Origin of the sequence: Citrobacter sp. wls718, assembly GCF_005280945.1 — a bacterium.
Classification (GTDB): Bacteria; Pseudomonadota; Gammaproteobacteria; order Enterobacterales; family Enterobacteriaceae; genus Citrobacter; species Citrobacter gillenii.
The window spans coordinates 17,917-30,801 of the sequence record NZ_SZWV01000057.1 but is presented as its reverse complement, the minus strand read 5'-3'; the positions used below and the strand labels follow the sequence as shown (position 1 = coordinate 30,801).

The following is a 12,885-nucleotide window of genomic DNA, read 5'->3' as shown; positions in this document are numbered from 1 at the left end:
CCTACAGGCGGTGCAGTTTATCTGCACCGCAATGGAGAATTACGATGAAGACCATTTTCAAAAACGGAAATGTGATCGATGGGACGGGCAGCGAAGGCAGGATTGCCGATGTGATGGTTGATGACGGTCGTATTGTGGCGATCGGCCAAATTGATGCTGGTATAAATGAACAGGTTATTGATGCAACAGGAAAAGTAATTTGTCCTGGCTTTATTGATACCCACACACATTCTGATTTGTCGGCAATTATTAATCCCGCGCTGTCGGCAAAAATTCGTCAGGGTATTACCACGGAATTACTCGGACAGGATGGCGTGGCACTTGCGCCGCTGCCTGAGGAATATATTCCGGCCTGGCGTAAAAATATTGCCGGACTGGATGGCGATACCGACAAAATTGACTGGAAATACAAGAATACGGACGGTTATCTCAATTTATTGGCCTCTCGTCACCCGGCCACTAACCTTGCGTATCTGGTCCCGCATGGCAATGTGCGTATGGAAGCGATGGGGCTGGATGGGCGACCTTCCACCCGTGAAGACGTGGCCAAGATGTGCGAGGTCCTCGAGCGGGAGTTAAAGGCTGGAGCATTTGGCCTGTCCACCGGGCTTATCTATATGCCGTGCGCTTTTGGCGATACCGCTGAGATGATTGCGCTGTGCAAGGTCACGGCGAAATACAACGGGATCTTCGTGGTGCATCAGCGCAGTGAAGCCGACGACATCATCAACTCCACCCAGGAACTGATCGATATCGCTAAAGCAACCGGCGTCTGGCTGCACATTTCGCATATGAAAGTTTGCGGCAAGAAAAACTGGACGCTGATTTATCGGATGCTGGGCATGCTGGAGCAGGCGCAGGAAGAGGGGATCCGCATCTCTTTCGATCAGTATCCTTACGTTGCGGGCAGCACCATGCTTGGTGTGATCCTGCCACCGTGGGTCCATTCGGGTGGAACCGACAAGCTGCTTGAACGTCTGGCCTCGCCTGAACTGCGGGAGAAGATGATCGCTGATATTCAACAGGGCATTCCGGGCTGGGATAACTTTATTGATTTCGCCGGTCTGGATCAGATTTTTGTTACCAGCGTGAAGACAGAAAAAAATCAGGATGCCGTTGGCCTGAACCTCGTCGAGTTGGGTGAACTGCGTGGTAAAGATCCGTACAACGCCACCTTTGATCTGCTGTTTGAAGAAGAAAATGCCGTTGGGATGGTCGATTTCTACGGCACGGAAGAACACGTAATTAAGTTCCTCTGCCGCCCGGAACAGAACGTCTGTACCGATGGCCTGATGGGCGCAGGTAAGCCGCATCCGCGCGTGTTCGGTGCTTTCCCTCGTGTACTGGGTAAATATGTGCGGGAAGAGGGCTGTCTGACCTGGGAAGCGGCAATCCGTAAAATGACCGGAAAACCTGCCGAGGTGTTGGGCTTGCAGGATCGAGGGCTGATTAAGATCGGTTATGCTGCGGATATTGTGATGTTCGATCCGTACACCATTACCGATAAAGGCACATTTGTTGAACCTAATCAGTATCCTGAAGGGATCGAACTGGTGATGGTCAATGGACGTATTGCTTTAATTAATGGCATAGAGAGCTATGCCTGTAGCGGTACTGTTATTAGAAAACAATACTAATAAATAACGCGCAACACGCGTTGATCTCTCGCGACCATTTATAGCCGCGAGAGATCACTACACCCCAAGGACATCACAATGAACCAACAAGCATCTTTACCTTCAGGTAAACCAAAGACCTGGAAAGCAAGATATACCGTCCTGTCATTAATCTGGCTGGCATGGCTGCTTTCTTTTCTCGACCGTATGGTGATGAGCGTTTCATTACCGTATATCGGTAAAGATTTAAATCTTGATACCACGCAACAAGGTTTAATTATTAGCGCCTTCTTTATTGGTTACGCGGCATTTCAAATTCCCGGCGGTTTATTGGCGGATAAATTTGGCTCGCGTAAAATTATGGCCATTGGCATTGCCTGGTGGTCAATTTTCACCAGCTTAACCGGTGCGGTACTGACGCTTCCTCTGATGCTGGCCGTCCGCTTCTTATTTGGCATCGGTGAAGGGTGCTTCCCGTCTGCGTCCTGGAAGATGATCTCGACCTACTTCCCGTCAAAAGAGCGTGGTCGTGCAACGGCGATTCAGTCGACGGTGAATACCTTAGGCCCGGCGCTGGCGGTGGTGGTTGCGGCGAGCATCATCGGGGCATTTGGCTGGCACATGGTCTTTATCGTGCTCGGCATTCCCGGTCTGTTTATTGCGGCGGGTATCTATTTCTTTACCCGGGACAACCCGAAAGATCACCTGGCTATTACGCAGCAGGATCTGGCGGAACTGGCGGCTGACGATCAAGGTAGTCAGCAAAATACCCGGGCCGTTGCGTTCAAAGACGTGCTCAGAATGCCCGTGCTATGGCAGATGGCGGCTATCTGGTTCTTGTTTGATATCACCTTCTGGGGCTTCTCTACCTGGCTGCCAAGCTATTTGATCACCGTCCGTGAGTTCTCACTGGCGAAGACCGGTGTGATGGCGGCGATTCCATTCCTGTTTGGCGCATGTGGCACATTGATCGGTGGATATTGCTCCGACAAATACAAGTCGTTGCGTAAGATGTTCTACGTTGTGACATCCGTTATTGCCGCAGGTTTCCTGTATTTGACCTTTAGCGTAAGCAGCGCGGATATGGCGGTGGTTTACCAGTGTATTTCAGCATTGTTTATGTTCTTCGCCATGGCGACATTCTGGGGGATTTTGATGGACACTATTCCCAGCAACATCATGGGTCGCGCATCCGGCATCGTTAACTTTGGTGGACAAATGGCAGGGGTGGTTTCCGCACCGGTCATTGGTTGGTTAATCCAAAGCAGCGGCGGCAGCTACAACAGCGCATTTATCTTTATGATTGCGGCATTGATTTGTTCGGCAGTGGTGACGCTGACCGTGAAAAACTCCCACGCTATTGGTGCATTACCCAGTCAAGCCTGATTAATGTTTGTCTCCTGTGGCTCTGGTGTGCCAGAGTCACAGGCATTTTGATACCATGTTCAACCACCTTTCCTGCGCTTAATTACCCCCCCTGAATCCTCATTTCCTTCTCCGTCTTTATTCATAAATCAGTATTGTCATGACAGCTGTCACATTTACGATCTGAATTATGAACGATCATGTTCAAAAATAAATAGAGTAGTGATACCGTCATCGTACGCGAGGTTGATGTCCGCTTGTTACCCAAACCATGCAATGTTTTTTATTGCTTTAAAACAAATAGTTAATGAAATTCAGGGGGTGCAATGAGTGAAGCCAATTTAGACAGAGTAAGCCAACTGGAGGTCCCGCAAGAGCAGGGCGCCAGTAAGAAGACGATCCGTAAAGTCATGTTTGCCAGCATCTCGGGAACCGTTATTGAATGGTATGACTATTCGCTATACGGCGCTGCAGCAGGGTTGGTGATTAATAAACTCTATTTCCCCAATCTTTCGCCCACCATAGCCACCTTAGCCGCTTTTTTAACCTTTGCGGTCGGCTTTGTCTCTCGTCCGCTAGGGGGCGTGATTATCGCGCATATTGGTGACCGTTATGGGCGTAAACCCGCACTGATATTTGCGGTGGTTTTGATGGGGATTGCGACGCTGGCATTGGGACTGTTGCCAACTTATCACCACATTGGTATTTGGGCGACAATCGCCCTGGTGGTTATCCGCTTAATGCAGGGGTTTGGCTCTGGCGCAGAATTGGCGGGTGCCCAGACCTTTGTGGCTGAATATGTCCCTATTAAACAGCGAGGTTTTTATACTTCACTGATCAATGCCTCTACTGGGGTCGCTATTCTACTTTCATCGCTGGCCTTTTTTCTGGTAACCCAGTTACCGGATGAAGCCTTTATGAGTTGGGGATGGCGTGTTCCGTTCTTGTTCTCCATTGTGCTGTTTATTGTGGCTATTTACATCCGTAAACATCTGGATGAAACACCTGAATATGTTAAATCAATGGAAAAGGCCGAGAGTAATAAGAAAACGCATGCAGTTCCGCTTAAGGCATTGATTATGAACAGCCCGAAAAACCTTATTTGTGGTTTCTTCAGTCTGGCTGGTCATCAGGCTAATGGATATTTACTCAGTGTTTTCAGTATCAGTTATTTGACTAATACCTTAGGGATGGAAAAATCAGAAGGGCTTATAGCGCTGATGGTTGCTGTAACGGTGAATACCATCATGACCCCAATCATGGGAAAAATGGCTGATAAATATGGCACCACCGTGGTCTTCTCATTTGGCGCTATTTTCCTCGGAGCTTTCGCTTTCCCTTTATTCTGGTTCCTTGATAGCGGCAATATTGTGTTGGCAACTCTCGGCATGTGTATTGCCTACGGTATTGGTCATGGTGCGACATCGGGGGCACAGGGCGCATTTCTGGCAAACCTGTTCCCAACACAATACCGTTATTCCGGTATTGCATTATCGCGTGAACTCAATAGCGTTATTTTTGCGGGTTCCACACCGGTGATTGCCGCTGCACTTATCACTTTTGGTGATGGTGACCCCACCTACCTGATCTATTACCTGATGTTTTGTAGCCTGCTGACCTTAGTGGCGGTGCAAATGGCGAAAGGACTTAAAGAACATCATTAATACGTATTCAGGTACAGTATTGAAAATTAACAAATGAGGTAAATATGAATATTACGATTTTAGAAAACAAAGCTCTATTGGGTGTGGGCGCGGCACAAGCCGGTATTATTGCCATAAAAGATGCACTAGATCAGAAAGACCATGTTGCTATTATCCTTGCAACTGGAGCCAGTCAATTTCAAATGCTGGAAAATCTTATTAAGGCCGATATTGACTGGTCGCGAGTGACGATATTCCATCTGGATGAATATATTGGCCTAAGTGACGATCATCCCGCCAGTTTTCGCCGTTATTTGCGTGAACGTGTTATCGAGAAACTCCCGGCAGTGGGCCAGTTTGTGGGGGTGAATGGTTCTGCTGAGAATATTGTCGAGGAGATTGACCGTCTCAACCGGTTGATTAGCGCACAAGAGATTGACGTTTGTTTTGCCGGGATTGGTGAAAACGGCCATCTGGCCTTTAACGATCCGCCAGCAGACTTTACAACGACGGTCCCCTATCTGACGGTTGAACTGGATGAGGCCTGCCGCCGGCAGCAACTGGGCGAAAAATGGTTCAGTTGCCTGGAAGAGGTTCCGACCCAAGCTATTTCGATGAGCATTAATCAAATTATGCTCTCCAGAGTACTGATCCTGAGTATTCCGGATACGCGTAAAGCGCTGGCGGTAAAACAGGCATTGCAGGGACCCGTAGTGAATAGCGTTCCGGCTTCAATTGTACAACGTCATCCTGCCTGTCAGGTTTTTCTGGATAGTGAATCCGCCTCGTTAATGACTGAACAGTAAGGGATGAAAGATGAAAGTCACTCTAGGTTTGTTTGATATACAGGTGAATGGATTTGCCGGCGTTGATTTCAATGATGAAAATATTGATGCTGACAGGCTGGACTCCGCTCTGGAGGCTATGCTGAAAACCGGCGTGACTTGCTGTCTGCCAACGTTGATCACCGCGTCAAAAAGCGTGCTGACCAGACGCTTTCGGGCGCTCGATAAGGCGGTGGCAGAGAGTAAACTCGGTGCGTTTATGGTTCCGGGATATCATCTGGAAGGGCCTTTTCTGAATCCGGCAGAGGGATATGCCGGTTGTCATCCTGCACAAGATATGACGTCACCGGATGTTCGGTTGATTGATGAGCTGGAGAGGGAACTGATACGACCGATTTTGCTGGTCACTTGTGCACCGGAGTTTGATGAAGGTGGAGGGTTCGTAAGGGCGTTAGTGAAAAGGGGGAAATGTGTCGCCGTTGGGCACTCCAGTGCGGGGTACGCCTCGCTTCAGGCTGCGGTTGAGGCTGGAGCCAGCCTGTGCACGCATCTGGGTAATGGTATACCTCAGATATTGCCTAAGCTGGATAACACGTTACAGGCGCAGTTGAGTTGCGACGCATTGCATGCCAGCTTTATTGCCGATGGATTACATATTCCGCCATTTGCGCTCAAAAACCTTCTGCGAGCAAAAACGCTTTCCCGCTCAATTTTAGTCACGGATGCAATGAGCGCTGCCGCTTGTGACCTCCCGGGACAATATCCTTTTGCGGGAATCAACGTGGAGCGTGCGCAAGATGGAAAGGTACGCCAACCTGGTGCCAGCAACCTGGCGGGTTCTAGTCTGACGCTTGATCAGGCCGTGCGTAATCTGGTGAACTGGGACATTGCCAGTTTTGATGACGCCGCGGCAATGGCAAGCGCTCACCCAATCCAATTTATGCAACCGGCCATGGTATATCATCAGTGTGCCAGCCCTGATACCAGGGTGGTTTGGGATGAAAATAATATCATCACTGAATGTTACATCGGTACAGAGATAAGCCGACGCTACCCCTAAAAGCCCGGGGGCAATAATGCCCCCACCACGTTTGTGTTATCCCTTCCCCATTAAGATTGTCTTTCTGTGTTGTAATGCTTTGTTCCTGCTGTTGTGAAAAGGTAAATCAGGGTTGATTGATGCTCGACCTTTCAGGATACTTCGTCAGGTAACCCTAATGAAAAAATGCACCTCTTCTGCGTCATTATGAGGATTGCCGCCAACTTTTCGGCCCTGAACCCGAACGTTATTAAAAAGAGCATGAATAATAAACGCACTATAGATTTTTTAACCCATTTGCCGATTACCCGTGCCTTACTCAATGATAAAGAACGCGTTTTTCTTGCCGTTCTGAAGGGAGAGGTTAAAACCCGAAGCGAAGCGACCAAACGACTGTCGATTCGTTCAACCACGATCTCCGAATATGTTGCGGAATTGCTGGAAAGTCGACTGTTAACCGAAGAACCCAGCGAGCATGTCGGGCGAGGCCGGCCGTCGCTGACGCTTGGCGTCAATGCCAACCGGGTAGTGACGATTGTTTTTCAGGTCATCAGTCAGTCGGTACATACATTTATGGTCAACCTGTCGGCACAGATTATTGCCCATGAGCATACCGAAGCGCCCCCGGATAGTGACAATGCTGCACTGGCAGTCATCTTTCGCAATCTCTATAACAGCATTTTTGAGAAACTACCAAAAGATGCTGAGTTAGCAGGTATCGTTTTTTCTCTTGGCGGTGTTTTTGATCGTACGACTAACCGCTGGATTCATACATCTCGCTGGCCCCGGATGCATAACCTGGATATCAGAAATGTTTTTCCGGATGAGAACCACTCCATCACGTTGTCCCGTACGCTGGACAATGAGCTGTTGATTCATCTGCTTCAGAAGGATGAAAGCACATTATTGGTGCACTGGGGATATGGCGTTGGTTTTGCGTTTGGCCAGTCCGGGGACAAAATTGTTGAGGGTGGCTATGCTTTCGGCGAAATTGGTCATTGGCATATTGCAGGGCATAATGCCCTTTGCCATTGTGGGCAAAAAGGGTGCCTGGAGACGGTCGCAGCACTGTGGTCGATTGGTCGTCAGGTTTTGGCTGAGGACTTTCAGACCGGAGATGATGAAGAGAATATTGCCACTCTCCTTGAATCAAGGAACCTGATGGATAATCCCGCCGTGCAGCAAGCGGTAGAACAGATGACCACCGCAGTCTCAAACGTTTGTCGCGTGTTTTTCCCGAAAAAACTGATCGTTTCTGGCCCCTTCGTAAAAAACGCGGGTATTTGGCAAGCGTTCAGTGAGGGCTTTCAACAGCAGAATAGCTTTTTTGGGCAGACTATTGAGGAACTCTCGGTCAGTCGGGTGAGTCGCGATCTCGGTGTCTATGGAGCCGCAATCCCGGTGCTGGAGCAGGGGCTTGCGAAACTGTTGCAGTAGTGCGTTTTGTATTGAAGCGGGTTAGCGTTGAACGCTGGCAAGAATCGCCCGGAATAACGCGATAGCCCGCCAGATGTCGTCCTCGGTGTCACCATCCCAGTCAGGAACAGTGACCCGTTCGGCTTGTAACTGCTTTATCAGTATATGCGCATCCGCGACTTCATCGCGGCCACACTGTGCGGCGATGCGTGAAATCGATTCCGCAGACAGTTGGGAGTAAGGGCTAACATCCTTTCTTTCCGTGTGGAGAATTTTTTGTAGTTTGCGCATGAGTTAATGTGTTCAAGTGTCCTAAATCAATCTCTTAATTGAATTCTCTAATGAAAATAACACAGGGTGTTTTAAACCACAAAAATAAGACGTAGCGTTGTTTATTTTCTCCAGGTTTGGATAGGTCATGCCGTTTCTATTTTTAGAAAAACATGCAGTATAGACATCCATATGGTTTAACACTTCAGTATTTAATGGTCTGGCCTTTGTGTATATCTCTGTGGCGAAAGCATTGCATTGACTACAGTTGCAATGACATGTGGCATAATCAGTAGAGATGATACAATCATCATTGTCTAGGTTAAATCCTAATTTCCTTCGTCGAGTATAGGCATCCATTATTCCTCTGGCTTCATGTTTCAACAACATATTTGCCCATTCACCTCTTTTTAAATAGGGTGATAATATATAGCTCAGTAACAAGATAGTTCTTTCATTTACCGTAGGGTAGACGTTTACGGTGTTCATTTGTTTAGTTTTGATGATGAAATAGGAAGCTATTATAAAACCAAGACAACGGGCGGTACCGATTTCCAGATCTCTATTTCGTTTGTGTGTGGTGTCATTACCGCTTAAGGGCATAAGCGAGTTTTCGAAAGCTAAAAAATCAGCAATAAATGCCATAGTTCTGATGTAGGACGGTTGATGTCCATTGTGCTGAAAAAACGCATGATGACTGCATATTAGATGAACCAGTTCATGAAAAAAAACAAAGTTCATAAAAGATTTTGCTGTGTTCAGTGCGACGTCTACTGATTGAGTATCAACTCTATTGGCAATCATACATAGAGCCGTATCTGCTAATGCCGTGTGCTTAAAGATCGTGGATAAATCGAGGCTGATATTTAAGTTGTAGGTTCCTGCAACAATAATTACCCAAGAGTAGAATCTCCGGTTAATTGCAATAAATGCAGTATCATCTTTGATATTTATCTGGACTAATGGTTCATTCTCATAAACAAACCCCCAAACAGATGTTCGCACAGGGATTAAGGCGTTTTGTCCTAGCCAGGCGTTGAGTGTTAAATCAAGCTCAGTAAAAGAATACCAGGTAATATCGGTGTCAATATCTGCCGGGGAACACCAGGATTGATAAGGCCAGGAGTCAGGCATGTTATCCGGGAATATAACATTGTTTAATGATTCTCGTATTTGATTCATTTTACTCTACACCATCAATCAATTGCTTCGTTTACTACCAGCAAGGCAACATGCGTTGCAATTCTGGTATCCTGTTTCTCTCCTTAAATGATGAAAAAATGCCTGATCGAAATTGTTATCACCCGAAAGTATGAAAAAGCATATTGCTGATCTGTTTTCTGCACAACGAACGATGGTGTCCAGGCGGTTCGTTCATGGGATATTCCTGCTATATATATGCGTAAAAACAAGTGTAGGATAGTTTGTCATGGAAATAAAATTCATAAAAAATCAAACATTGGCAACATATTGAAAAATAATATTTGTTTGCATTATAAATCTTATAATATATAGGAATATGTCGTTTTCTCGTGCGGATAAGGCGCTTAACGGCTCTGGTTACCCAGCGGCGCGGTCTCGCATTCTGCGGCCCTGTGAGAGAACCGCAGTCTGACTCGGATCATGTTGAACGATGGAAGAGATAAGGCACTGGCCTATTACGCTATGCCGAACGCTCTTTGCAAGCATTGCAAGGATTAGATCTGCGCGTAAGATGATTGCGCTCGCGGCGTGCCAGATACCTGTTTATTGGACAACATGCTATCCGGCATTCGTCGCGATGGGTTCGTCCTTTCAATGGCCTGGTTGCCATACTTACCCAGCAGAACGGCTTTTTTCGTTGCTGCCATCACCTAATTTGTATGCCAGCGCTACCACTAACGATTGCACCAGACACAGCGTGGCAGACTGCGATCGAAAGGCGTCGACCTGCGCCTCTTTCACCACAAAGCAGAGATCGCTGAACGTTGCCAGCGGGCTGATCTGGCTGTCGGTAATCACAATTTGGCGAGCACCGGCATTCGCTGCCGTTTCACTGACCATGACGGTCTCTTCTGCGTAAGGCGAGAAGCTAATCGACACTACGATATCGTTCGCTTTAATGCGGTTTATCTGTTCGCGCAGCATTCCCCCCATCCCGTCGAGCAGAATAGGGCGGCACTCAAGATGGCTCAGGGCATAAGTAAGATAGGCGGCTACGCTAAATGAGCGGCGCAAACCGGCGATGTAAATCGTGTCGGCATCTGCCAACAGTTGTACTGCACGTACCAGCATTTCGGGTTCAGCGCGGGCCGCCAGCTGCTGTAAGGCCTGCGCATTCGAACGGGCAAATTCCTGCAGGATGTCCAGCGGGGTTTCCGGCACCGCTTCACTTTCCATTTCACGAAACAGTCGTGCGCGGTCGCTGTAGCTGGCGGTCTCTTCCACCAGGTTCATACGAAACAGCTGTTTCATTTCGTTGAAACCGGAGAAGTCAAAGGCATTAGCAAAGCGGATCAGCGTCGATGGCGGTACTCCGGCACGCTCGGCAATGACGGCAACCGTATCGAAGGCCACGCTATTGGTATTATCCAGCACATAGCGGGACACCTGCTGCAGCCTCTTGCTCAGGCTATCGTAGCGATCGCGGATTTGCTGCTGCAGCTCGTTCAGGCTGGTTGCTGTCGTCATTTTACCTCCTGTTACATCGTTTTATGATTCTAAACGCAAAGCCGCGTCTTTTAAATGTTGATGATTCAATTGCTGTTAAAAATGAAACAAAAGCTTCAATCCTCTCTTCGCGTGAAATACACGGATAGCCAGATTATTCTGGCAATGCTGCTCGTTAACATAAAAATCCATCCTTGATCACATTAATCAATATTTGTTTTATTTCAACTTAAAATGGAATATTTGTTTCATATATAGTACACAGAGAACAGTGTTCAGGTAACAGTCACGTATCAACAGCGAGAGGTTAAGGATGGAGACGGTAGCGAATTTTATTCACGGCGAATGTGTCACCGGTTCAGGCCAGCGTGTGCAGGCAATCTTCAACCCAGCCACCGGCGAACAAATCCGCCAGGTGGTGATGAGTACGGTACAGGAAACCGAGCAGGCCGTTGCGGCGGCGCATGAAGCCTTTCCTGCATGGGCGCGCTATTCTCCGCTAAAGCGTGCGCGAGTGATGTTCCGCTTTAAGGCTTTGCTGGAAGAGAACATGACGCGACTTGCCCGCTTAATCAGCGAAGAGCATGGCAAAGTGTTCTCTGATGCCGTCGGCGAAATCACCCGAGGTCTGGAAGTGGTGGAGTTTGCCTGTGGCATTCCTCACCTGCAAAAAGGTGAGCACTCAGCCAACGTGGGAACGGGCGTCGATAGCCACTCGCTGATGCAACCGCTCGGTGTGTGCGTAGGGATCACGCCGTTTAACTTCCCGGCGATGGTGCCGATGTGGATGTTCCCCATCGCGCTGGCGACCGGCAACACCTTTGTGCTGAAGCCGTCGGAAAAAGATCCTTCTCTGGTGCTCGAACTGGCAAAACTGCTGCAACAGGCGGGGCTGCCGGACGGTGTGTTCAACGTGGTTCAGGGCGATAAAGCGTCGGTAGACGTGCTGCTGACCGACCCGCGGGTTCAGGCCGTAAGCTTTGTCGGTTCAACCCCCATAGCCGAATACATTTATCAAACTGCATCGGCTCACGGTAAACGCTGTCAGGCGCTCGGTGGGGCAAAAAACCACTGTATTTTAATGCCGGATGCCGACATGGAGATGGCCACCAGCGCCATTATGGGCGCAGCTTATGGCGCGGCAGGGGAACGCTGCATGGCGCTTTCCGTCGTCTTGGCCGTCGGCGATAAAACGGCAGATGAACTCTGTGCCCGACTGGAACAACAGATTGCGGCGCTGCGCGTCGGGCCGGGCCTTGACCAGACGCCGGAAAATGAAATGGGACCGCTGATCTCCTCGGTGCACCGCAGTAAAGTACTCGGCTATATTGATAGCGGTGAATCTCAGGGTGCCCGTTTGCGCGTTGACGGTCGTGGCTTTAGCGTCAAAGGTCATGAGCAGGGCTACTTTGTCGGGCCGACGTTGTTCGACAAGGTCACGCCAGAGATGACCATCTATAAAGAAGAGATTTTTGGACCGGTACTTTCTGTGGTGCGGGTAGCAGATTACGCCAGTGCGGTGGAACTGATTAACCGTCATGAATATGGTAATGGCACGGCTATCTTCACCCGTGACGGCGGCTGCGCGCGTCGTTTCTGCGAAGAGGTTCAGGCCGGGATGGTTGGGGTAAACGTCCCGATCCCGGTGCCGATGGCGTTCCACAGCTTTGGCGGCTGGAAACGCTCTATCTTTGGTGCGCTTAACGTTCACGGCAACGACGGCGTGCGTTTCTACACCCGAATGAAAACCGTTACCGCACGCTGGCCGGAAATGCAGCAGGACACGGGCGCGGCGTTCTCCATGCCGACGCTGGGCTGACAGGAGGAGCTATGCAAACCGAACGTATGACCATGGCCCAGGCGCTGGTCAAATTCCTCAATCAACAATATGTCTGCGTTGATGGGCATGAAACGCCCTTCGTGGAGGGCGTGGCGACCATCTTTGGTCACGGTAATGTGCTCGGAATCGGCCAGGCGCTGGAGCAGGATGCCGGGCATCTGAAGGTGATGCAGGGATGTAATGAGCAGGGAATTGCGCATATGGCGACAGGGTTCGCCAAACAGCATCGCCGACAGCGCATTTGGGCCGTGACATCGTCGGT

The 12,885-nt window shown here is 49.0% G+C and carries 10 protein-coding genes and 1 pseudogene; 8 read left to right on the top strand and 3 right to left on the bottom strand.

Annotation, left to right across the window (positions count from 1 at the left end; genetic code table 11):
- Positions 1-44 precede the first annotated feature (44 nt).
- The 6 genes from FDW95_RS11495 to FDW95_RS11470 all read left to right on the top strand — a co-directional run bounded on the left by FDW95_RS11495 (position 45) and on the right by FDW95_RS11470 (position 7,885).
- On the top strand, positions 45-1,637 hold the full coding sequence (locus FDW95_RS11495) for a D-aminoacylase (protein WP_115257683.1): 1,593 nt from the start codon (positions 45-47) through the stop codon (positions 1,635-1,637).
- 78 nt (positions 1,638-1,715) lie between these two features.
- Positions 1,716-3,002 (top strand): MFS transporter, encoded by a 1,287-nt coding sequence (locus tag FDW95_RS11490; RefSeq protein ID WP_137363506.1) that lies wholly within the window; start codon positions 1,716-1,718, stop codon positions 3,000-3,002.
- Between the two features lie 305 nt (positions 3,003-3,307).
- Positions 3,308-4,645 carry an MFS transporter gene (locus FDW95_RS11485; RefSeq protein WP_115257685.1) on the top strand — a complete coding sequence of 446 codons (1,338 nt, stop codon included), beginning with the start codon at positions 3,308-3,310 and terminating at the stop codon, positions 4,643-4,645.
- A gap of 44 nt (positions 4,646-4,689) precedes the next feature.
- On the top strand, positions 4,690-5,430 hold the full coding sequence (locus FDW95_RS11480) for a glucosamine-6-phosphate deaminase (protein ID WP_115257686.1): 741 nt from the start codon (positions 4,690-4,692) through the stop codon (positions 5,428-5,430).
- A 10-nt stretch (positions 5,431-5,440) separates the two neighbouring features.
- Positions 5,441-6,469 (top strand): N-acetylglucosamine-6-phosphate deacetylase, encoded by a 1,029-nt coding sequence (locus tag FDW95_RS11475; protein ID WP_115257687.1) that lies wholly within the window; start codon positions 5,441-5,443, stop codon positions 6,467-6,469.
- A gap of 165 nt (positions 6,470-6,634) precedes the next feature.
- Positions 6,635-7,885 carry an ROK family transcriptional regulator gene (locus FDW95_RS11470; RefSeq protein ID WP_115257688.1) on the top strand — a complete coding sequence of 417 codons (1,251 nt, stop codon included), beginning with the start codon at positions 6,635-6,637 and terminating at the stop codon, positions 7,883-7,885.
- Positions 7,886-7,906: 21 nt separating this feature from the next.
- Here FDW95_RS11470 and FDW95_RS11465 read toward each other — a convergent pair whose 3' ends face one another.
- The 3 genes from FDW95_RS11465 to FDW95_RS11455 form a co-directional block, all read right to left on the bottom strand.
- Positions 7,907-8,155 carry a hypothetical protein gene (locus tag FDW95_RS11465; RefSeq protein WP_115257689.1) on the bottom strand — a complete coding sequence of 83 codons (249 nt, stop codon included), beginning with the start codon at positions 8,153-8,155 and terminating at the stop codon, positions 7,907-7,909.
- A gap of 21 nt (positions 8,156-8,176) precedes the next feature.
- Positions 8,177-9,316, bottom strand: coding sequence for a hypothetical protein (locus tag FDW95_RS11460; RefSeq protein ID WP_115257690.1), 1,140 nt, complete (start codon positions 9,314-9,316; stop codon positions 8,177-8,179).
- Between the two features lie 633 nt (positions 9,317-9,949).
- Positions 9,950-10,804, bottom strand: a complete 855-nt coding sequence (locus FDW95_RS11455; protein ID WP_096756047.1) for a MurR/RpiR family transcriptional regulator — start codon at positions 10,802-10,804, stop codon at positions 9,950-9,952.
- A 292-nt stretch (positions 10,805-11,096) separates the two neighbouring features.
- On the opposite strand from FDW95_RS11455, the gene FDW95_RS11450 reads away from it, so the two are divergent.
- Both FDW95_RS11450 and FDW95_RS23765 read left to right on the top strand, forming a co-directional pair.
- Positions 11,097-12,602, top strand: coding sequence for a CoA-acylating methylmalonate-semialdehyde dehydrogenase (locus tag FDW95_RS11450; protein WP_115257691.1), 1,506 nt, complete (start codon positions 11,097-11,099; stop codon positions 12,600-12,602).
- An 11-nt stretch (positions 12,603-12,613) separates the two neighbouring features.
- Positions 12,614-12,885 (top strand): annotated as a pseudogene (locus tag FDW95_RS23765) (thiamine pyrophosphate-binding protein); the annotation flags it as partial.

Bases quoted from the DNA above. Each gene is read 5' to 3' on its own strand.
- FDW95_RS11465 (WP_115257689.1), bottom strand. From the start codon at position 8,155: ATGCGCAAACTACAAAAAATTCTCCACACGGAAAGAAAGGATGTTAGC.
- FDW95_RS11455 (WP_096756047.1), bottom strand. From the start codon at position 10,804: ATGACGACAGCAACCAGCCTGAACGAGCTGCAGCAGCAAATCCGCGAT.
- FDW95_RS11495 (WP_115257683.1), top strand. From the start codon at position 45: ATGAAGACCATTTTCAAAAACGGAAATGTGATCGATGGGACGGGCAGC.
- FDW95_RS11480 (WP_115257686.1), top strand. From the start codon at position 4,690: ATGAATATTACGATTTTAGAAAACAAAGCTCTATTGGGTGTGGGCGCG.
- FDW95_RS11485 (WP_115257685.1), top strand. From the start codon at position 3,308: ATGAGTGAAGCCAATTTAGACAGAGTAAGCCAACTGGAGGTCCCGCAA.
- FDW95_RS11475 (WP_115257687.1), top strand. From the start codon at position 5,441: ATGAAAGTCACTCTAGGTTTGTTTGATATACAGGTGAATGGATTTGCC.
- FDW95_RS11490 (WP_137363506.1), top strand. From the start codon at position 1,716: ATGAACCAACAAGCATCTTTACCTTCAGGTAAACCAAAGACCTGGAAA.
- FDW95_RS11470 (WP_115257688.1), top strand. From the start codon at position 6,635: ATGCACCTCTTCTGCGTCATTATGAGGATTGCCGCCAACTTTTCGGCC.
- FDW95_RS11460 (WP_115257690.1), bottom strand. From the start codon at position 9,316: ATGAATCAAATACGAGAATCATTAAACAATGTTATATTCCCGGATAAC.
- FDW95_RS11450 (WP_115257691.1), top strand. From the start codon at position 11,097: ATGGAGACGGTAGCGAATTTTATTCACGGCGAATGTGTCACCGGTTCA.